Annotated in this window: 19 protein-coding genes; 16 read left to right on the top strand and 3 right to left on the bottom strand. The window is 66.9% G+C overall.

Annotated features, from left to right (window positions below; translation table 11 throughout):
• Window positions 1–3 precede the first annotated feature (3 nt).
• Genes CIT37_RS12400 through CIT37_RS12335 form a run of 14 tightly spaced genes read left to right on the top strand, consistent with a single transcriptional unit; the run spans window position 4 to window position 14,592 of the window.
• Window positions 4–837 (top strand): phosphoenolpyruvate hydrolase family protein, encoded by an 834-nt coding sequence (locus CIT37_RS12400; protein ID WP_028143764.1) that lies wholly within the window; start codon window positions 4–6, stop codon window positions 835–837.
• 26 nt (window positions 838–863) lie between these two features.
• Window positions 864–3,779 (top strand): flotillin family protein, encoded by a 2,916-nt coding sequence (locus tag CIT37_RS12395; RefSeq protein ID WP_095426997.1) that lies wholly within the window; start codon window positions 864–866, stop codon window positions 3,777–3,779.
• 9 nt (window positions 3,780–3,788) lie between these two features.
• Window positions 3,789–4,226 carry an SRPBCC family protein gene (locus tag CIT37_RS12390; protein WP_018318067.1) on the top strand — a complete coding sequence of 146 codons (438 nt, stop codon included), beginning with the start codon at window positions 3,789–3,791 and terminating at the stop codon, window positions 4,224–4,226.
• A 2-nt stretch (window positions 4,227–4,228) separates the two neighbouring features.
• Complete coding sequence (locus CIT37_RS12385; RefSeq protein ID WP_095426996.1) at window positions 4,229–4,672, top strand: SRPBCC family protein; 444 nt, start codon at window positions 4,229–4,231, stop codon at window positions 4,670–4,672.
• A gap of 2 nt (window positions 4,673–4,674) precedes the next feature.
• Complete coding sequence (locus tag CIT37_RS12380; protein WP_038949658.1) at window positions 4,675–5,493, top strand: FAD binding domain-containing protein; 819 nt, start codon at window positions 4,675–4,677, stop codon at window positions 5,491–5,493.
• Window positions 5,494–5,496: 3 nt separating this feature from the next.
• Complete coding sequence (locus tag CIT37_RS12375; RefSeq protein WP_038949659.1) at window positions 5,497–5,973, top strand: (2Fe-2S)-binding protein; 477 nt, start codon at window positions 5,497–5,499, stop codon at window positions 5,971–5,973.
• 8 nt (window positions 5,974–5,981) lie between these two features.
• Window positions 5,982–7,574 carry a xanthine dehydrogenase family protein molybdopterin-binding subunit gene (locus CIT37_RS12370; RefSeq protein WP_028143769.1) on the top strand — a complete coding sequence of 531 codons (1,593 nt, stop codon included), beginning with the start codon at window positions 5,982–5,984 and terminating at the stop codon, window positions 7,572–7,574.
• Window position 7,575: 1 nt separating this feature from the next.
• A complete protein-coding gene (locus tag CIT37_RS12365) occupies window positions 7,576–8,598 on the top strand; it encodes a xanthine dehydrogenase family protein molybdopterin-binding subunit (RefSeq protein WP_095426995.1) in 1,023 nt (340 codons plus the stop codon).
• A gap of 10 nt (window positions 8,599–8,608) precedes the next feature.
• Window positions 8,609–9,490 carry an AAA family ATPase gene (locus tag CIT37_RS12360; protein ID WP_095426994.1) on the top strand — a complete coding sequence of 294 codons (882 nt, stop codon included), beginning with the start codon at window positions 8,609–8,611 and terminating at the stop codon, window positions 9,488–9,490.
• A complete protein-coding gene (locus CIT37_RS12355; protein WP_095426993.1) occupies window positions 9,487–10,608 on the top strand; it encodes a vWA domain-containing protein in 1,122 nt (373 codons plus the stop codon). The genes CIT37_RS12360 and CIT37_RS12355 overlap by 4 nt, the downstream gene beginning before the upstream one ends.
• Complete coding sequence (locus CIT37_RS12350; protein WP_095426992.1) at window positions 10,605–11,489, top strand: amidohydrolase family protein; 885 nt, start codon at window positions 10,605–10,607, stop codon at window positions 11,487–11,489. Before CIT37_RS12355 ends, CIT37_RS12350 begins: the two co-directional genes overlap by 4 nt.
• Before the next feature lie 31 nt (window positions 11,490–11,520).
• Window positions 11,521–12,369, top strand: a complete 849-nt coding sequence (locus CIT37_RS12345) for an N-acyl homoserine lactonase family protein (RefSeq protein WP_018318076.1) — start codon at window positions 11,521–11,523, stop codon at window positions 12,367–12,369.
• Window positions 12,370–12,390: 21 nt separating this feature from the next.
• Window positions 12,391–13,962: an isochorismatase family protein gene (locus CIT37_RS12340; RefSeq protein WP_095426991.1), complete on the top strand. Its 1,572-nt coding sequence runs from the start codon at window positions 12,391–12,393 to the stop codon at window positions 13,960–13,962.
• 3 nt (window positions 13,963–13,965) lie between these two features.
• Window positions 13,966–14,592 (top strand): FMN-dependent NADH-azoreductase, encoded by a 627-nt coding sequence (locus tag CIT37_RS12335; protein WP_095426990.1) that lies wholly within the window; start codon window positions 13,966–13,968, stop codon window positions 14,590–14,592.
• 21 nt (window positions 14,593–14,613) lie between these two features.
• On the opposite strand, the gene ubiV is transcribed toward CIT37_RS12335, so the two are convergent.
• Genes ubiV through ubiT form a run of 3 tightly spaced genes read right to left on the bottom strand, consistent with a single transcriptional unit; the run spans window position 14,614 to window position 17,030 of the window.
• Complete coding sequence (gene ubiV / locus CIT37_RS12330) at window positions 14,614–15,546, bottom strand: ubiquinone anaerobic biosynthesis protein UbiV (protein ID WP_095426989.1); 933 nt, start codon at window positions 15,544–15,546, stop codon at window positions 14,614–14,616.
• 27 nt (window positions 15,547–15,573) lie between these two features.
• Window positions 15,574–16,551, bottom strand: coding sequence for a ubiquinone anaerobic biosynthesis protein UbiU (gene ubiU / locus CIT37_RS12325; RefSeq protein WP_161966535.1), 978 nt, complete (start codon window positions 16,549–16,551; stop codon window positions 15,574–15,576).
• A complete protein-coding gene (gene ubiT, locus CIT37_RS12320) occupies window positions 16,551–17,030 on the bottom strand; it encodes a ubiquinone anaerobic biosynthesis accessory factor UbiT (protein ID WP_246554280.1) in 480 nt (159 codons plus the stop codon). The genes ubiU and ubiT overlap by 1 nt, the downstream gene beginning before the upstream one ends.
• Before the next feature lie 166 nt (window positions 17,031–17,196).
• On the opposite strand from ubiT, the gene CIT37_RS12315 reads away from it, so the two are divergent.
• A complete protein-coding gene (locus tag CIT37_RS12315) occupies window positions 17,197–18,720 on the top strand; it encodes a UbiD family decarboxylase (protein WP_095426986.1) in 1,524 nt (507 codons plus the stop codon).
• Window positions 18,717–19,313: a UbiX family flavin prenyltransferase gene (locus CIT37_RS12310; RefSeq protein ID WP_028143781.1), complete on the top strand. Its 597-nt coding sequence runs from the start codon at window positions 18,717–18,719 to the stop codon at window positions 19,311–19,313. The genes CIT37_RS12315 and CIT37_RS12310 overlap by 4 nt, the downstream gene beginning before the upstream one ends.
• The last annotated feature ends 10 nt before the right edge of the window (window positions 19,314–19,323 follow it).

Below are 19,323 nucleotides of genomic sequence, written 5' to 3'. Positions count from 1 at the left end.
GCGATGCCAAGGTTTGAACGCGCAGCACTTCTGAGGCGGTTCCGCGAGATGGCGAAGCGCGGCGAGCCGATCGTCGGCGGCGGCGCCGGCACCGGCCTGTCAGCCAAATGCGAGGAGGCCGGCGGCGTCGATCTCATCGTGATCTACAATTCCGGACGCTACCGCATGGCCGGACGCGGCTCGCTCGCGGGCCTGATGGCTTACGGCGATGCCAACGCCATCGTGCTGGAGATGGCCGGCGAAGTGCTGCCCGTGGTCACGAGGACGCCGGTGCTCGCGGGCGTCAACGGCACCGATCCGTTCCGCGACATGGACGCGTTTCTCGACCAGCTGAAGGCGCTCGGCTTCGCAGGAGTGCAGAACTTTCCGACCGTCGGCCTGATCGACGGCACCTTCCGCGCCAATCTCGAAGAGACCGGCATGTCCTACGCGCTCGAGATCGACATGATCGCCAAGGCGCACGACAAGGACATGCTGACGACGCCCTATGTGTTCAGCGAGAAGGAAGCCGCCGCGATGGCGATCGCCGGCGCCGACATCGTCGTCTGCCACATGGGCTTGACGACCGGCGGCTCGATCGGCGCGCAGACCGCGTTGAAGCTGAAGGACTGTCCGGCGCAGATCGACACCTGGGCCTCCGCCGCGCTCAGCGTCAATCCCGACATCCTGGTGCTGGCGCATGGCGGCCCGATCGCGGATCCCGCCGACGCCGATTTCATCATGAAGAACACCCGCCATTGCCACGGCTTCTACGGGGCCTCCTCGATGGAACGGCTTCCCGTGGAGCGGGCGTTGACGGAGCAGGTACGTCAATTCAAGGCGATCGGCGCGCGATAACGCCTGAAGGTTCGAGGGAGGAAAAGATGTCGGGGATGCTCGTCGGTGAATTGATCCTCTGGCTGATCGTCGCGATCGTCGTGATCGTGGTCGGCGTCTATATCGTGAACTGGCTCTATCACCGCTCCTCCAAGGAGACATCGTTCGTCCGGACCGGTTTCCTCGGCGAGCGCGTGGTGATCAATGGCGGCGCGTTCGTGCTGCCGTTCATCCACGATTACACGCCGGTCAACATGAACGTGCTGCCGATGGGCATCGTGCGCTCCCGGCAGGACGCCGTCATCACCCGCGACCGCATGCGCGTCGACATCGAGGCCGATTTCTACGTCCGCGTCCAGGCGACCCGCGAAGCGGTGTCCATCGCGGCCGCCACCCTCGGCCGCCGCACCATGGAGCCGGGGCAACTGCATGCCCTCCTCGCCGGCAAGTTCATCTCGGCGATCCGTTCAATCGCCTCCGAAATGACCCTCGAGCAGATGCACGAGCAGCGCGGCGAGTATGTCGCCCGCGTCAAGGCCAACGCGGCGGAGGCCCTCGCTCAGAACGGCCTCGAGCTGGAGTCGGTCGCCATCACCGATCTCGACCAGACCGATCTCGAATTCTTCAACCCCTCGAACCGGTTCGACGCCGAAGGCCTGACCCAGCTGATGCAGGACATCGAGGCCAAGCGGAAGCTGCGCAACGACATCGAGCAGGACTCGATGATCAAGATCCGCGCCCGCAACCTGGAGGCCGAGCGGCAGGCGCTGGAGATCGAGCGCGAGAGCGAGACCGCGCGGCTGGAGCAGGAACGCGACATCGAGATGCGCCGCGCGCTTCAGCGCACGGAAGTCGCCCGCGAACGGGCGCTGCGCGAAACCGAGGCCGAGCAGGCGCAGATCTCCGCGCGCGAAGCCATCGAGCGCGCCCGCATCGCCAACGACCAGGCGATTGCGGAAGCCCGCATCGCCTCCGAGCGCGAAACCCGCCAGAAGGAGATCGAGCGGACCCGCACCATCGAGGAAAAGGAGCTGCTGGCACGCGAGGAGATCGAGAAGACGAGGATCGCCAACCAGCGCTCGATCGACACCACGCGGATCGCATCCGAGCGCGAGGTGCGCCAGCGCGAGATCGAGCGGATGCGCACGGTCGAGGAAGCCGAGATCGCGGCGCGCGAAGCCATCGAGAAGGCGCGGATCCAGCAGGACCGCGTCGTCACCGATGCCCGCATCGCCAACGAGGAGGAAACGCGCCGCCGCGAGATCGAGCGCACCCGCGCGGTCGACGAGGCCGAGATCGCCGCCCGTGAGGCCACCGAGAAGGCCCGCATCGCCCAGACGCTGATCGTCAATGTCGAGCGCATCTCCTCGGACGAGCGCACCCGCGCGCTGGAGATCCAGCAGGTTCGCACCATCCAGGAGGCCGAGATCGAGGCGCAGCGCGCGGTCGAGGCCGCCCGCATCGCCCGCGAGCGGACGCTCGCCGCCGAGCGCATCGCCGCCGAGCAGAACACGCGGCAGCTGGAGATCGAGCGCAACCAGGCACTCGACGTCGCCGGCATTGCGGCGCGCGAGACCACCGAGGCCAGCCGGATCGCCCAGGAGGAGCGCGTGCGCTCGCTGGAGATCGCCCGCAACCGCGCCGTCGAGGAGGCCGACATCGCCTCGCGCGAGGCGATCGAGGCGGCCCGCATCGCCCAGGAGAAGGCGGTCGCGGCCGAGCGCATCCAGGCCGAGCGCGATACGCGTTCGCTCGAGATCGAGCGCACCGGCGTGCTGGAGGCGGCCGAGCTGAAGCGGCGCGACGCCATCGAGCGCCAGCGCATCACGGTCGATCTGGCGCTCGAGGCCGAGCGCATCAATTCCTCCAAGAAGCGCGAGGTGCTCAACATCGAGCAGAAGAAGGCGATCGAGATCGCCGACGAGGACCGCGTCATCGCACTGTCGACCAAGAAGTCCGAGCGGATCGATGCCGATCGCCAGGTCCGGCAGGCCGAGATCGTCGCGCGCAAGGAGGTCGAGACCACGGACGTGTCGCGCGAGCAGGCGCTGGAAGCGGCCCGGATCGAGCGGCGGCGCTCGATCGAGCAGCTCGAAGTCGCCCGGGTGCAGTCGCTGCAGGAGGCCGAGATCGCCTCTCGCGAGGAGGTCGAGCGCGCGCGCATCGCATCCGACCGCGGCCTCGACGAAGCCCGCGTCGGCCGCGAGCGCGAGCTGCGCAAGCTCGAGGTCAACCGCGAGAAGGAGGTCGAGACCGTCCTGATGGAGAAGGCCATCGCCATCCATCTGAAGTCTCTCGAAGAGTCCGCCGCCAAGGCGTCGGCCGAGGAAGCGCGGATGCGCGCGACCGAAGCCACCGAGCGCGTCATTACCGCGCGCGAGAGCGAGATCGCCAAGCGGCGCAAGACGGTCGAGGTGCTGCTCGCCGAGAAACAGGCCGAGGAGACCCGGATCGCCGCGGAAGCCGAGCGCGTGCGCGCCGCCGTCGAGGCCGAAGCGCAGCGGATGCTGAACGAGGCCGAGAACGTGCTGACCGATCAGGCGCGCTACTCGCTGTTCCGCCGCAAGCTGCTCGACCGGATCGAGGGCATCGTCCGCGAGAGCGTCAAGCCGATGGAGAAGATCGAGGGCATCCGCATCCTCCAGGTCGACGGCCTCAACGGCAACGGCCACGGCGGCAATGGCGGCCGCAGCGCCACCGACGAAGTCATCGACTCCGCCCTGCGCTATCGCGTCCAGGCGCCGCTAATCGACTCGATCCTGTCGGACATCGGCGTCGAAGGCGGCAGTCTCTCCAAAATGCCGGGCCTGATCCGCGAAGCCCGTGACATGCAGGGGATCAGGGAGTCCGCGCGCAAGAGCGGCGGAGGCGGAGGTGGCGGCGACAAGCCGGCGGCCTCGCCGGCCCCCTCGGCCGAAGGTGGGGAACCGCCGGCCGAGCGCGGGCCGCGGAAGAAGAGCTGAGGTCGCGCCATGGCTCGCGTCTACGTCTCCACCGTCGTCAATGCCCGCAACGACCGCGTCTGGGCGCGGGTGCGCGATTTCAATGGCTTGCCGAACTGGCATCCGGCGATCGCCGAAAGCCGCATCGAGGGCGGCGAGCCCGCCGACAAGATCGGTTGTGTGCGAGATTTTCGCCTGCGCAACGGCGACCGCATCCGCGAGAAGCTGCTCGGCCTCTCCGACTACGACATGTTCTGCACCTATTCGATCCTGGAATCGCCGATGGGTGTCGAGAACTATGTCGCAACCCTGCGGCTCACCCCCGTCACCGACGGCGACCAGACCTTCATGGAATGGACCGCCGAATTCGACTGCGCGCCGGAGCGGGAGACCGAGCTCGTCAGCAATATCGGCGGCGGCGTGTTCCAGGGCGGATTTGATGCGCTCAAGCGCGTGTTCGGAGGCTGACCGTGCCGCATGTCGTCAAGAGCACGATCCTGGACGCACCGACCGATACGGTGTGGACCGTGCTGCGCGATTTCAACGGGCACGATCGCTGGCATCCGGTTGTCGCGACCTCGTCGATCGAACGCACGCAGTCCTCCGACAGGATCGGCTGCATCAGGCGGTTCAAGCTCAACGACGGCTCCGAGCTGCGCGAGCAATTGCTGGCGCTGTCGGACCTGGAGCAGTCCTTCAGCTATTGCCTGCTCGACACGCCGGTGCCGATGTTCAACTACGTCGCCCATGTCAGGCTGCTGCCGGTCACCGACGGCGACCGCACCTTCTGGCACTGGGAATCCCGTTTCACCACCAAGCCGGAAGATCGGGACCGCATCACCCACATGGTCGCGGAAGACATTTACCAGGCTGGATTCGAGGCAATCCGCCGGCATCTGAGGGAGGCCGCATAGTCATGGCCGTGACAGTGAAGACGTTTGCAAGCGCCAGCGAGGCGGCGGGGGCATTGTCCTCGGACCGCAGCGCGCGCTATCTCGGCGGCGGCACGCTGGTGATGCGGGCATTGAACGAGGGCGATGTCGCGATCTCGATCGTGGTCCGCGCCAACGATCAGGCGCTGACCCGGATCGACGCCTCGGGACCGCGCATCACGCTCGGCGCCGGCGTCACCTTCGCGCGCATCCTTGCTGAGCGGGACCTCGCCTTCCTGCACGCGCCCGCCCGCTCGATCGGCGGTCCCGCCGTGCGCAACATGGGCACGGTCGGCGGCAATCTTTTTGCCAAAGCTCCCTACGGCGATTTCACCGTGGCGCTGCTGGCGCTCGATGCGACCGTCGCCGTCGCGGGCGGCTTTGGTGCCCGCGACATCCCGATCGAGGAGTTCTTGCAGGCGCGCGAACGTCAGGCCGGAACCCTGGTGCTGTCGGTCTCCTGCACCCGGCCGGCGAGCAGCGACGCGTTCCGCTATCGCAAGATCGCCCGCATCAAGCCGAAGGGCGGCTCGGTCGTCACGCTTGCCGCGCATCTGCCGATCAGCGGCGGCCGGATCGCGGGCGCACGGATCGCGCTGGGATCGATGGCGCCGACCCAGATCCGCGCCCGTGCCGCCGAGCGCGCGCTGGAGGGCCGCTCGCTGGACGCTGCAACCATCGCGGCCGCCGCATCGGCGGCGACCGAGGGAACATCGCCATCCGACAACGCGCTCGGCAGCGCGTGGTATCGCCGCGAGATCGTCGGCGTCCATCTGCGGCGCCTGCTGTCAGGCCAGGAATAGAGCATGTCCAAGATACCCCTGCAATTTCGTCACAACGGCCGCGATGTCGCGATCTTCGTCGACGGCGGCACCAATCTGCTGGTGGCGCTGCGCGAGTTGATCGGCGACATGACGCCGAAATTCGGCTGCGGCCAGGGCGGCTGCGGCACGTGCAGTGTGCTTGTTGACGGCGAGCTTCATCTCTCCTGCCTGACGCTGGCGGAGACGGTGGCCGGCCGTTCCATCGAGACGCTCGACGGCATGAAGCAGGGCCCGAACCTGCACCCTCTGCAGCGCGCCTTCGCGGACCATTTCGCGGCCCAGTGCGGCTATTGCACGCCGGGCATGCTGATGGCCGCCAAGGCGCTGCTCGACCGCAATCCCTCGCCGAGCCGCGACGAGGTCATTGAAGCCATCTCCGGCAACATCTGCCGCTGCACCGGCTACGAGCCGATCATCAATGCCATCCTGGCCGCAGCGAGCGGCCGGGTCAGCGCCTGAGGTCAACCATGCTGGAACTGCGCAAGGACATTTTCGCCGACGAGCGCGACGATAACCTCAAGGAAATCGGCAAGGGCACCCAGCGCCAGGACATGCTCGGCCATGTCACGGGCACGTCGAGCTACTTCAACGATCACAAGCTGCAAGGCATGCTGCACCTGAAGGTCGTACGCTCGACCCAGGCCCATGCAAGGATCCGTCGCATCGATACCACCGAGGCCGAACGTTCGGCCGGCGTTCGCCGGATCATCCGTGGCACCGACGTGCCGGTCAATCTCAACACGCTGCTCAGCCTGATCAACTTCGGCAAGGATGACGAGCCGTCGCTGGCGGTCGACAAGGTCCGCTACAAGGGCGAGCCGATCCTCGCCATCGTCGCCGACAGCGAGCGCGAAGCGTTCGAGGCCATCGCGAGGGTCAAGGTCGACTACGAGCCGCTCCCGACTGTGTTCGATGTCGAGGACGCGCTGAAGCCCGGCGCGCCCGTGGTCAACGAGACCTATCCGAAGAACGCCTTCATCTATCACGACGTCTACGATCACCAGCGCCTGCGCTTCGGCGATGCGGACGCGGCGCTCGCCAGCGCCGACCACGTGCTGGAGCAGCGCTACCAGATGTCCCCGATCGAGCACGCGCCGACCGAGACCAACGGCGCCATTGCGGCACCCGACACCAACGGCCGTTACGTCGTCTACACCTCGACCCAGGCGCTGTTCTTCTCCGTCGACACCTGCGCCAAGATTCTGGACGTGCCTTCCAATACGTTCCACTTCATCGGCGGCACCGTTGGCGGCGGCTTCGGCGGCAAGGTGGACACGTTGACCGAGCCACTTGCGATCCTCGGCGCGATGCTGACCGGACGCCCCGTCCGCTACGTGTTCGGGCGCGAGGAGGAGATGCAGTACGGCCCGCCGCGCGGCGCCGAACGCATCTACATCAAGGACGGCGTGATGCGCGACGGCCGCATCGTCGCGCGCAAGATCCGCGCTTTTTTCGACAGCGGCGCCTATACGCGACTCTCCAGCTACGCCGCAGTGAAGTGCGCCGCCCATCTTCCAGGCCCCTACACCATCCCGAACGTCTATGGCGACGTCTATTGCGTCTTCACCAATCGCACGCCCGCGACCGCCATGCGCGGCTTCGGCGTCACCGCGATGGACTTCGCGATCGAATGCCAGATGGACAAGCTCGCAAACCTCGTCGGCATGGACCCGATGGAGTTTCGCATTCTGAACGCCTATCGCGACGGCGACATGAAGGCGCACCGGCGCGAGGCCAAGAACACCGCGCTGATCGAATGCGTTCAGGTCGCGGCCGAGAAGGCCAAATGGCCGATCCGCGACGAGTTCAAGCGCGCCTCCTCGCGCAAGGACGGCGGCGGCAGCCGCGCGGTGATCCCGCCGACCGCAACGGAGTCCCGCGCACGTCCGGCTGCGCCTGCACAGCAGCGCACGAGCTACGACCGTGCACCCGTAACCACGACACGGGAGCCGCCGCGCGATCCACCCCCGCCGGCACCGCCGCCTCCCCCACCACGCCCGGCCGCACCATCGCACGGCGCGACGCGGTTCTCGTCGGTGTTCGGCACCAGGAGACGCTGACATGACCAGGCATCGCGGACGCGGCATGGCGTCGATCAACTACCCCATCGGCATGAACCTTGGCGGCGACCCGAGCCAGGCCCTGGTTCACTCCAATCCCAGCGGCAAGTTCACGGTGGCGCTGTCGTCGATCGACCTCGGCCAGGGCATGAAATCGGTGACGCGGCAGATCTGCGCCGAGACGCTGGGCGTGCCGGTCGAGGACGTCTATGTCGACACGGCGGATTCCGACACCGGCCCGCACTGCATGGGCTCGTTCGCCTCGCGCGGCACCCACCGGGTCGGCAATGCCGTGATGGCCGCGGCGCGCGAGGCCCGCGGCGTGATGATGGAAGCGGCGGCTGAGGAGCTCGAGGTCAATGCCGCCGATCTCGAAACCGACGGCCGCGGCAATATTCACGTCAAGGGCGCGCCGCACCGTTCGATCTCGACCAAGGATGTCGCGATTGCCGCGCAGTTCAAGCAGGGCAAGACCATTTCGGGCCGCGGCATCTTTCTGGTTCCCCTTTCCAACGTCGATCCGGAGACCGGCGAGATGTCGCCGGCGACCTGCTACGCCCATGCCTGCCTCGTCGCCGAGGTCGAGGTCGACGACGAGACCGGCGATGTCGCGATGGTCCGGATGGATTCCGCCTATGAGCTCGGTCGCGCGCTGAACCCGCGTCTGGTCGAGCAGCAACTGGTCGGCGGTGCCTGGATGGGTGTCAGCCACGCGCTCTATGAGACCCCGGAGCCCTATTATCCCGATCCCATTCACGGCCCCCGCGACTTCGTCGAATATCTGATGCCCGGCCCCGGCGACATCTGCCCGCACGATATCGCGGTGCTGGAACGTCCCGCTCCCGATGGCCCCTTTGGTGCCAAGGGCCCCGGCGAGATGTGCGCCAACCCGGTGCTACCGGCCGTCGCCAATGCGATCTTCAATGCCGTCGGCGTGCGCATCGACGACCTGCCGATCACGCCTGAAAAGGTGCTGCGCGCGATCAAGGCCCAGGGCGGCGCGCGGCCGCAGGCACGGCGCTAGAGGATCAGTCGTGGCGGTTCGCAGCAACATCGTCGGCATCGACAGCCCGGAGGCGCTGGAGAAGGCGCTGCGGGCAGCCTATTACCTGGCCGACGAGGGCCTTGCGACATCAGCCTATCTCGGTCTCGCGCTCGGCAAGCCGCTGCTGCTCGAGGGCGCACCCGGCGTCGGCAAGACGGAAGCCGCAAAAGCCATTGCCGCCGTGCTCGGCCGGCGCCTGATCCGCCTGCAATGCTACGAGGGCATCGACGCCTCTGCCGCGCTCTATGAGTGGAACTATCCGCGCCAGATGCTGGCGATCCGCCAGGCCGGCGACGAGAGCATCGACATCTATGGCGAGACCTTCCTGATCGAGCGTCCCATGCTGGCCGCGCTCCGCGCGCCCGATTCCACCGTGCTGCTGATCGACGAAATCGACCGCGCCGACCAGGAGTTCGAGGCGTTTCTGCTCGAATTCCTCTCCGACTTCCAGATCTCGATTCCCGAGCGCGGCACGGTTCGCGCGGCGGAGCGCCCCGTGGTCGTTCTGACGTCGAACCGGACGCGCGATCTGCACGAGGCCTTGCGCCGCCGCTGCGTCTATCACTGGATCGACTATCCGACCGCGGAGCGCGAGGCGCGGATCATCATGATGCGCGCCTCCAGCGTCGCCGAGGCCACGGCCCGCGCCGTCGTCGCAGCCGTGGAGAGGCTGCGGCGCGAGCCGCTGAGCAAGGCGCCCGGCATTGCCGAGGCCGTCGACTGGGCCGAGGCCGCGACGCTGCTGCACAAGGGCGGCGCGCGCTGGCCGGATGCATTCAAGCGCTCGATCGGCGTGGCGCTGAAGGACGAAGAGGATCTGCATTTCATCTCGCCGCGGCTCGACGCCATGCTCGCGGAGGCGACCGCATGAGCGCCGAACTGCAGCTCCCGCGCGCCGCGCGCATCTTCGTCGCCTTCGTCCCGCTGCTGCGCGCGAACGGCTTTGCCGTCGCACCGGAGCAAACCACCACATTCCTCGCCGCGATCGAGCTGCTCGGCCCGCGCGACATCGAGCACGTCAGGCAAGCCGCCCTCGCGACGCTGGCGCCGCCGCCCGAGCGCCGTGTGACCTTCGACCGGCTGTTCGATCTCCACTTCCGCGGCAGCGAGGCCATCGCGCGCGACGACGAGGGCGAGGACGACGAGACAGTCCGCCTCCAGGAAGAGGGCCGCGGCGACGATGCCCCCCTGCTCTCCGACGAGGCCAATGAGTCCGGCCTCACCGCGACCCGAAGCGAGGCGCTGGTCGAGCGTCGCTTTGGGGCGGCCTCGAGCACGGACGCATTGCGCCGCCTGGCGCGGGAGGCGCCGCGACGCCTGCCGCGACGGCGCGGCCATCGCCGCATGCGCGCCCGCCGCGGGCCGTTTGCCGATCTCCGCCGCACCTTGCGCGACAGTGTCCGCAGCGACGGCGAGATTCTGCGGCTCGGTCACATGAAGCGACGCCAGCGTCCGCGCAAGATGCTCCTGCTGATCGACGTCTCCGGCTCGATGAAGAGCCGCACCGAGGAGAACATGAAGCTCGCGCATGCGCTGGTGCAGGCCGCGCCCAGTGTCGAGGTCTTCACCTTCGGCACGCGGCTGACCCGCATCACCCGCCCGCTGCGACTGAAGCGCCGCGAGCAGGCCATGAACGCCGCCGCGCATCTGGTCAGCGATTGGGACGGCGGCACCCGCATCGGCGACGCACTCCAGGCCTTCCTCGCCGTGCCCCGCTTCGGCGGCTATGCGCGCGGCGCCGCCGTGATCATCGTCTCCGATGGACTCGAGCGTGGGGAGACCGATGCGCTTCGCGACGCCGTCGCGAAATTGTCGCGGCGGGCCTGGCGCCTGAGCTGGCTGACGCCGCTGGCGACAAGCCCCGGCTTCCACCCGCAGACCGAGGCGCTCATCGCCATCGAGCGCTTCGTCGACGACCTCGTGGATGGCGGTTCGAGCGCGTCGATCGTCGCGCATATTCTGGCGCTGGGACGAAGGAGAGCGGCGTGACCGACATTGTCGACGGCCATCATCACATCTGGCGGCAGGCCGACCTGCCCTGGCTGACCGGCCCCATGCAGCCGCGCATCTTCGGACCCTATGAGCCGATCCGGCGCGACTATCCGATCCAGGAATATCTCGACGACCTCAAGGATACCGGCGTCACGCGTTCGGTCTATGTGCAAACCAACTGGGCCAACGACCGCTTCGAGGACGAGGCCGCGTGGGTGCAGCAGACTGCGGACGAACACGGCTGGCCGCACGCGATCGTCGCCTATGCCAATTTCGCCGTGGACGACGTGCGTCCGCAGCTCGATCGCCTGAAGCGCTACAAGCTGGTGCGCGGCGTGCGCATGCAGCTGCACTGGCACGAGAACCCGCTCTATCGCTTTGCCGCCCGCCCCGATCTCTGCACCGATCCGATGATCAGCCGCAACGTCGCGCGCCTCGCCGACTATGGTTGGAGCTTCGACCTGCAGGTGTTCACCCCGCAGATGCCGGATGCCGCAGCGCTGGCCGAAGCCTGCCCCGACGTGACCTTCATCCTCCAGCATGCCGGCATGCTGGAGGATCTCTCTCCTGGTGGCCGCGCCGCCTGGCGCAGCGGCATGGCCCGGCTCGCGGCCTGCCCGAACGTGGTCTCAAAGCTCTCCGGGCTCGGCACCTTCATCCATCGCAACGATCCTGCGCACATCGCCGCCGTGCTCATCGACACCGTCGCGATCTTCGGCGCCGAGCGCTGCCTGTTCGGCTCCAATTTCCCCATCGAGAAATTGTGGACCAGCTATCTCGAGCTCGTCGGCGCCTTTCGCACCGCCGCCGCGCCGTTCAGCGCGGAGCAGCAGGACGCTATCTTCAAGACGACGGCGACGCGCGTCTACCGGCTTTGACAGACAAGAAACAGTTGAGGGAGGGCAACGAATGGCGCTGGAGATCAAGATCCTGGACTATGGCGATATCGAGCTGGAATCGAGCTTTCTGGTTCTCGGCCGCGACTGCGGTCGCACCCGCCGCGTCCTCACCCTCGGTTTCCTGATCCTCGGGGGGAAATATCCGGTCGTGGTCGACACCGGCTACCGCTCCAACCAGATCATGGAGACGCTGGGCATGCGCGGGCTGCAGTACCACGAGAACATGATCGAGAACCAGCTCGCGCGCCACGGCGTGCGCATGGGCGACGTCCGCTTCGTCTGCCACACCCATCTGCACATCGACCACGCCGGCAAGGACGATCTGTTCCCGATGAACACGACCGTCGTGCTCAACCGCAAGGAACTCGAGTATTCCGTCTCCGGCCTGATGCATCCGCAATATCCGGCGCCCGACATCAAGCACCTGATCGACCGGCTGCACACCAAGAGCGCGCTGCGCTTCCTCGACTTAGAGATCACCGGCCCGATCGAGCTGATGCCCGGCGTCTATTGCGACGCGGCCAATGCGCATACGGAGGGCTCGATGAACGTCATCGTCGAGACCGCCGACGGGATTGCGACCATCTGCGGCGACGTGATCTACGATTTCAACGACCAGATCGTGACGCCCTTCAACGAGATCCACGATTGGGAGCCGCGCACGACGGGCAATCATGGCACCAGCAAGCGCGCCGAGAAAGCCTCGATCAAGAAGCTGCTGAGCAATTCGCGCTATCTGCTGCCGGTGCACGACCGCCCGGCCAAGATCGAAGGCGGCAACGTCGTCGGGCGCCTGCACGATCAGGTCCCCGGACCGATCGTGCAGTCCTTGCCCGCACGCAACTGGTTCCCGGCTTGAGATGATCTTGGGGATCGACCGATGACGCACGTCACCTTGCGAAGCGAATTCGAAACTTTGATCGACCCCTATGCGCCGGTCGCGCAGGTCGGCACCGGCTTTGACTTCACGGAGGGACCGATCTGGCATCCGGTCGATCACTATCTGCTGTTCTCGGACATGCCGGGTGACGTGCGCCGGCGCTGGGATGCGCGGCGCGGCGTGGCCGAGGTCAAGCGTCCCTCGAACAAGTGCAACGGCATGACCTATGATGCCGAGCTCAATCTGATCGTCTGCGAGCACGCGACCTCGTCGCTGATCCGCGAACGGCCGGACGGGCGGCGCGAGGTGCTGGCTTCGCACTTCCAGGGCCAGGAGCTGAACAGCCCGAACGACGTCTGCGTGCACTCCTCCGGCGCGATCTATTTCTCAGACCCTTGGTACGGCCGGATGCCGGTCTATGGCGTGGAGCGGCCGCGCCAGCTCGGCTTCCAGGGCGTCTATCGCCTCGTGCCCGGCGGCGAACCGAAGCTCGTGGTCGAGCGCAATCTGTTCGACCAGCCGAACGGCCTGTGCTTCTCGCCGGACGAGAAGCTGCTCTATGTCAACGACACCGTGCAGGCGCTGATCCGCGTCTTCGACGTCAACGCCGACGGCTCGCTGTCGAATGCGCGGGTGTTCGCAAGCGGCATCCGCTCCGAGCTCGAAGCCGGCCTGCCCGACGGCATGAAGTGCGATCAGCACGGCAATATCTGGGTCACCGCGCCCGGCGGCGTCTGGGTCTATTCGCCGCGCGGCGAGCTGCTCGGCAAGGTCCGCGCGCCCGAGATGGTCGCCAACCTCGCCTGGGGCGGGCCGGATTTCCGCACGCTGTATCTGACCTCGACACATTCGGTCTATGCCATTCCGACCAAGGTCGGTCCGCGGCACGAGCCCTATATGGCCGGCCGGCGAAGCAGCGGCGGCCAGGCGGCAAGCGCCTCGCCGGCGCCTATCCTCGCTGACGGCGACATGCGGCTTGATCCGCAGCGCTGCGCCATGATCATCCAGGACCTGCAGAACGACGTCATCATGGACGGCGGCGCGTTCGCCGAGTCCGGCGCTCCCGGTCATGCGAAACAGCAACATGTCGTCGAGAATGTCCGCCGTCTCGCGGAGACCGCGCGGGCCCGCGGCGTCGCCATCATCCACGTCTGGTTCGTCGTCGAGCCGGGTGCGCCGGGTGTCACGCTGAACGCACCGCTGTTCGAAGGCCTCGTCGACAGCAAGGCGATGGTGCGTGGAAGCTGGGGCGCGGCGCCCGTCTCCGGCCTCGAGCCCCGGCCCGGCGATTTCGTCGTCGAGAAGATGCGGATGAGCGCGTGGGAGGGCACGCGGCTGGAGACAATCCTCAAGGCGACCGGGCGCGACATGATCATCAACACCGGTGCCTGGACCAACATGTCGGTCGAGCACACCGCCCGCACCGGGGCAGACAAGGGCTACTTCATGATCGTCCCCGAAGATTGCTGCTCGACCATGAACGCCGACTGGCACAATGCGTCGATTAATTTTGCCATGCAGAACGTGGCGATCGTCACGAGGGCGGATGCCGTCATCAGGGCGTTGGGATGAGCGGTGGCAAAGATTTTGCACCTCTCCTGCTCGCCGCGCCCTGACTCCGAGTCGAGTGCCGGCGCGCGCGTCTTTCTTGACGGCTTTCGCCAGGCCCGGCCGGACTGGGACCTCGATGTCGTGGACCTGTGGCGGGAGCGGATGCCGGAATTCTCAGGCCCCATCGCCGAGGCCAAATATGCACGGATGAACGGGCAAGCCTTCAACGACGCGCAACGCGACAGCTTTGCCGAGGCCGAGCGAATGGCGCTGCGGTTTTCGTTGGCCGATCGCGTGCTGATCTCGACGCCGATGTGGAACTTCAGCATTCCCTACAAGCTCAAGCAGTGGTTTGACATCATCGTCCAGCCCGGGCTGACGTTCCGGTTCGACCCGTCACAGGGCTATCTCCCGCTGCTCAAGGATCGGCCGACGCTGGTGATTCTCGCCAGTGGCAGCGACTTCGCCACCGGCATGAACCGCGGCCGCATCGACATGGCAACGCCTTACCTGCGCGACATCCTGCGCTTCATCGGTATCGACAATGTCCGTTTCGTGCCGATCGGGCCAACCACGGGACCGCAACAGCCGATCGAGGCCGCGCGGGACAGGGCCCATCGACGGCTGGCCGCAATGGCCGCGACTTTCTGAGCGCTCGGAGCGTCGCCCCGTTTAGCGAGTCCCGATCTGCGCCGCGCCTTGCGCATCCCCTGATCGGGCCTGACGGTAGACGTGCCCCGGCTCGGCCCACAGGAAGCCATTCGAGAACGGCACGCCCGGATAGGCCGCGGCAAGCCGGCGATTTCCACCCTCGACATCGTCGCGACCGTCCAGCACGTCGCGAAAGGTCCTGGCGACGACGACCATGTCACAATCCTGCGGCGACAGGCGCAGTGATCCGACGTTGCTCTCGTGCAAGAGGCCGGCCTCACCCAGCAGATTGGCACAGGTGTGCGACAGCGTCTGCACGCCGTTGATGGTCAGGAAGTCTTGCTGCTCCAGCGTGTTGAGGAGAAGACCATCCGGGTCCTTCTCGCAGACGAAGCGGCAATTGTCCTTGGTGAGCTTGTGAAGGCGCGCATGATAGCACCGCGCGGAGATGGCCAGCGGCACCCGGCCGAACGCGAACACTTCGATCGTGGCGTCGGGAACAGCCTTCGCGATCGTGGCCACCGAGGCCAGCGGCAATTCCGGCGGCAGGCAGATGCGCCTCGCCCCGCGTGCGGCGTGAAAGGCCGCGCTCGCTTCGTTGTAGATGTTGACGAACGGACCGATGGCGTGCGGCCGGCCTGCAAGCGCCCTGAGACAGGTCAGATCGTTGACCTCGACCACGGCGCCCTCGACCGCCGCGAGCTCCTCGGTCTGGCGGCGCTCGCGGCGCAGCGAGACCAGAATCAGCGAGCCCAGCAGCACCTGCTTGCCCGCGCTCTGCAGCCGTTCGACCACGACCGGAATGAAGTCTGCGAAGAACGGCGAGCGCTTCGAGCAGACGATCTCGCCGACGGATACGACGTCGACCGGCGCTTCGTCGGCGATCCGGAAATAGAAGTCGCGCCAGCGTTCCGGCGCCCAATTGTACAGAACTGGACCGAGGCTGAGTTGCATCTTCCGGACCTCACCTATTCGAAAAGATTAGCGCCAGGTCTTGCGATAGGCGCCGACCGTGGAGGCCTGACCTTCGGTGAACGGCTTCAGGCTCGCGATGTCCGCCTCGCTGCCGCTCTCGAGCGCGGCGAGCGCATGACGGAAATGGCGCACCACGCTCTCGACATAGGCACGGCCGCGCTGGCGGCCCTCGATCTTGAGCGCGGTCACGCCGGCATCGCGCAAGCCTTTGAGCAGCGTCGTGACATCCAGGCTGACCGGGTCCTCGAAAATATAGCCGGAGCCCTGGGAGGTCGAGAAGCGGCCCTTACACAGCGTCGGATAGCCCGCGGGCTCGCTCACAGCGAACCGGTTGATGGCGAAGCCACCGAGACTGGACTTCGTCCCCTCCGCGGTCTGTTCGTAGGTCACATGACTCGGCGGCGAACAGACGCCCTGCATGTTCGGCGACTTGCCGGTCGCATAGGACGATAGCGAGCAGCGCCCTTCGGCCATGACGCAGAGGCCGCCGAACACGAAGACCTCGGTCTCGCAGGCCGACTCCCGGGTGATCTCGGCGATCTCAGGCACGCTCAGGACACGCGGCAGCACGACGCGCCGCGCCCCGAAAGTCTCGGCGTAGAAGGCGATGGCATCGGGATTGGCGGCCGCAGCCTGAACCGAAACGTGCAAACGCTGGTTCGGATGGCGCCTTGCGGCATAGTCCATCAATCCGATGTCGGCGAGGATCAGCGCATCGGCCCCCGCACTCGCCGCATCGTCCACCGCGCGATGCCAGATGTCGACGGCGGAGGCGCGCGGAAAGGTGTTGATGGCCACCAGGATCTTCGCGCCGCGGCCATGCGCCAGCGCGATCCCCTTGCGCAGCTCGTCGCGGCTGAAATTCAGCCCCGGAAAATTGCGCGCGTTGGTCTCGTCGTTGAAGCCGCAATAGATCGCATCGGCGCCGGCATCGATGGCGCTCTTCAACGCCGCCGGCGTGCCGGCAGGACAGATCAGCTCCATCATCTCGATTGCTCGCCATGGCCTGAGGAGCCGATCACGCGGCCACGGGCGGCTTCGAAGGCGCGCCTCGCTGGCGCGCCCAGCGGGCCAAACAGCGAGGACAGCTCTTCGGCCAGATCGAGCTGGGCGTCGTCGATCGCATTGCGCAGCGCCAGCACTGCCTCGACATCGCCCTCGACCACGAGCTCGCGCGAGAACATCAGGGCATCGCCATCGACCTTGCCTTCGAGCAGCGCCAGCAGATTGGCGAGCGAGGCTGAGATCCGCGCATCCAGACCTCGCGACAAGTCGCGCACCACGGACAGGCGCGGCGGCCTGGCCTCGACCACGAAGGCGAACGGCAGATCGATCGGCTTGATACCGAACCGCGCGCGCGCGTGATCACCGAGCCGGTCGAATATTGCGGGGTTGCGCCGGTGGATCCCCTGCAGGACGCCGGCGAGAACGAGCTGCAGCGGCAGCAGAGGCAGGGGACGCATGGCCAATGCGACAAGGGGCGGAATCGTCGGCAACGGGCCGGGCGATGCGGCGGACGGATCATTCATGGCCCCACATCTGGACGGATTGCACGCCGCTGTATTTGAGCGGGAACAATGAAGACCGAAAACAACCCGGCTAGCTCTGATTTTTTGGGAGCTCGTCCAGTTGCAACGTGATGTGCCGCGCTTTCGCGACCTGTCCGACTTCCTGCGCTTCATCGAAAGCCGGGGGCAGTTGCGACGCATTCGCGAGAAGGTCTCCGTCGTCCACGAGATCACGGAAATCCACCGGCGTGTGCTTGAGGCACACGGACCGGCATTATTGTTCGAGCAGCCCGTCAGGGCCGATGGCAACGCGTCGGAGATGCCGCTCCTCACCAACCTGTTTGGAACGGTCGAGCGGATCGCGTGGGGCATGGGCATCACGCCCGACCGTCTCGGAGAGCTCGGCGCGCTGATGGCCGAGCTCCGCGCGCCGCGACCACCGCACGGCATCAGGGATGCTTTCGAGAAGATCCCGCTTGCGCGCGCTGCGCTGGCGACGCGCCCGCGCACACGCCCGGCGGCCCCGGTGCAGGACTGCGTCGCGATGGGGCCCGACGTCGATCTTGCAAGATTGCCGGTCCAGATCTGCTGGCCCGGCGAGCCGGCGCCGCTGATCACCTGGCCACTCGTGATCACCGTGCCGCCGGAATCCGCGACGGCGGACCAGGAGGAGAATGTCGGCGTCTACCGCATGCAGGTGCTCGGCCGCGACCGCGCCATCATCCGCTGGCTCGCGCATCGCGGCGGCGCCAGGCATCACCAGCAATGGAAGGCGATCGGGCGCGACATGCCGGTCGCGATCGTCATCGGCGCCGATCCGGCCACGATCCTTGCCGCCGTGCTGCCGCTGCCCGAGACGCTGTCCGAGCTGCGCTTCTCCGGCATCCTGCGCGGCGAACGGCCTGACCTCGCGCCATGCCTCACGGTCCCGCTCGCGATTCCGGCCGAGGCCGAAATCGTCATCGAGGGCTTCGTCTCCGCGACCGAAACCGCGCCCGAAGGACCCTATGGCGATCACACCGGGTATTATAATTCCGTCGAACAGTTCCCCGTGATGCGCGTGACCGCGATCACGAGCCGGCGCCAGCCCATCTACCTCTCGACCTTCACGGGCCGGCCGCCGGACGAGCCGTCGCGGATCGGCGAGGCGCTCAACCAGCTGTTCGTGCCGTTGATCCGGCAGCAATTCCCTGAGGTGACCGACTGCTGGCTGCCGCCGGAGGCCTGCTCCTACCGCATCGCGATTGCGGCCATTAAAAAGCGCTATCCCGGCCAGGCGCGGCGGCTGATGCTCGGCCTGTGGTCGATGCTTCCGCAGTTCAGCTACATCAAGCTGCTGATCGTGGTCGACGACGACATCGACATCCGCGACTGGCGTGCCGTGATGTGGGCGGTCTCGACGCGCAGCGATTCCTCGCGCGATCTCGTGACGCTCACCGACACGCCGATCGACTATCTCGACTTTGCCTCGCCGAAATCAGGGCTCGGCGGCAAGCTCGGCATCGACGCCACCACGAAGATTCCGCCGGAGACGGATCGGGAATGGGGCGTTCCGCTGGCCATGGATCCCGCCGTGGTCGCGCGTGTCGATGCGATGTGGGCGAACCTCGGCCTGTCCGGCATGCCGGCACCGGTCCTCACATGAGCGGGCGGCAAGGCATCATCGTCGGCATCAGCGGCGCCTCGGGTGCCGCGATCGGCTTGCGCATCGTCGAGCTGCTGGCCGACAATCCACACTACGCGGTGCATCTCGTGGTTTCGCCCGCGGCTGAGCGTACGCTGAGCGAAGAAGTCGGGCACGATGCGCTCGCGCGGCTGCGCGCCCTCGCCTTCCGCCACTATCTTCATTCCGACATCGGCGCCGCGATCGCCAGCGGCTCGTATCCGGTCGCGGGCATGATCGTGGCACCGTGCTCGATCCGTACGCTCTCGGCCATCGCCTGGGGGCAGCTCGACAACCTTCTGACGCGCGCGGCCGATGTGCAGCTCAAGGAACGGCGCCGGCTGGTGTTGCTGGTCCGCGAGAGCCCGCTGCATCTCGGCCATCTCAGAGCGATGCTGCAAGCGACCGAGATCGGCGCGATCATCGCCCCGCCGATGCCGGCCTTCTATCTGAAACCACAGTCGCTGGATGAGGTGATCGACCAGATCGCCGCCCGGGCGATCAACCTGCTCGACCTGACAAAGCTTCGCGCACCCGCAAGGACCTGGTCCGGCCCGGGCGGCGAAGGCGTCTAGCCGGCCGCCT

It is taken from the genome of Bradyrhizobium ottawaense (genome assembly GCF_002278135.3).
Taxonomy (GTDB): domain Bacteria; phylum Pseudomonadota; class Alphaproteobacteria; order Rhizobiales; family Xanthobacteraceae; genus Bradyrhizobium; species Bradyrhizobium ottawaense.
This window is presented reverse-complemented; position numbering and strand designations above follow the sequence as displayed.

Excerpts from the sequence above, each read along its gene's own strand:
- CIT37_RS12400 (WP_028143764.1), top strand. The coding sequence starts at position 4 with ATGCCAAGGTTTGAACGCGCAGCACTTCTGAGGCGGTTCCGCGAGATG.
- CIT37_RS12395 (WP_095426997.1), top strand. The coding sequence starts at position 864 with ATGTCGGGGATGCTCGTCGGTGAATTGATCCTCTGGCTGATCGTCGCG.
- CIT37_RS12390 (WP_018318067.1), top strand. The coding sequence starts at position 3,789 with ATGGCTCGCGTCTACGTCTCCACCGTCGTCAATGCCCGCAACGACCGC.
- CIT37_RS12380 (WP_038949658.1), top strand. The coding sequence starts at position 4,675 with ATGGCCGTGACAGTGAAGACGTTTGCAAGCGCCAGCGAGGCGGCGGGG.
- CIT37_RS12375 (WP_038949659.1), top strand. The coding sequence starts at position 5,497 with ATGTCCAAGATACCCCTGCAATTTCGTCACAACGGCCGCGATGTCGCG.
- CIT37_RS12370 (WP_028143769.1), top strand. The coding sequence starts at position 5,982 with ATGCTGGAACTGCGCAAGGACATTTTCGCCGACGAGCGCGACGATAAC.
- CIT37_RS12365 (WP_095426995.1), top strand. The coding sequence starts at position 7,576 with ATGACCAGGCATCGCGGACGCGGCATGGCGTCGATCAACTACCCCATC.
- CIT37_RS12355 (WP_095426993.1), top strand. The coding sequence starts at position 9,487 with ATGAGCGCCGAACTGCAGCTCCCGCGCGCCGCGCGCATCTTCGTCGCC.
- CIT37_RS12345 (WP_018318076.1), top strand. The coding sequence starts at position 11,521 with ATGGCGCTGGAGATCAAGATCCTGGACTATGGCGATATCGAGCTGGAA.
- CIT37_RS12340 (WP_095426991.1), top strand. The coding sequence starts at position 12,391 with ATGACGCACGTCACCTTGCGAAGCGAATTCGAAACTTTGATCGACCCC.
- ubiV (WP_095426989.1), bottom strand. The coding sequence starts at position 15,546 with ATGCAACTCAGCCTCGGTCCAGTTCTGTACAATTGGGCGCCGGAACGC.
- ubiU (WP_161966535.1), bottom strand. The coding sequence starts at position 16,551 with ATGGAGCTGATCTGTCCTGCCGGCACGCCGGCGGCGTTGAAGAGCGCC.
- ubiT (WP_246554280.1), bottom strand. The coding sequence starts at position 17,030 with ATGCGTCCCCTGCCTCTGCTGCCGCTGCAGCTCGTTCTCGCCGGCGTC.
- CIT37_RS12310 (WP_028143781.1), top strand. The coding sequence starts at position 18,717 with ATGAGCGGGCGGCAAGGCATCATCGTCGGCATCAGCGGCGCCTCGGGT.